Source organism: Peribacillus sp. SIMBA_075 (assembly GCF_046534585.1).
In genome coordinates, this window is the sequence record NZ_JAWRYN010001020.1 from 1 (window position 1) to 256 (window position 256).

Here is a 256-nt window from a genome sequence, read left to right on the forward strand (position 1 = left end):
TTGGAACATTTAGACCAGTTTCTGCAGATACTATTGAAGAGCATCATATGCACGCAGAGTATTACCATATGTCTGAAGAGACAGCTGCGTTATTAAACCGCGTGAAAGAGGATGGCGGCCGTATTATTACTGTAGGTACGACATCAACTCGTACGTTAGAAACGATTGCGACAGATCATAGTGGTAAGCTTTGCGCCGCTTCTGGCTGGACAGATATTTTTATGTACCCAGGATATGAATTTAAAGCAATTGATGG

General features: G+C 42.2%; 1 protein-coding gene. It reads left to right on the forward strand.

All coding sequences use genetic code 11. The features are described 5' to 3' along the window. On the forward strand, positions 1–256 hold a 256-nt coding region (locus SB775_RS31380; protein WP_410865187.1), incomplete at both ends, for an S-adenosylmethionine:tRNA ribosyltransferase-isomerase.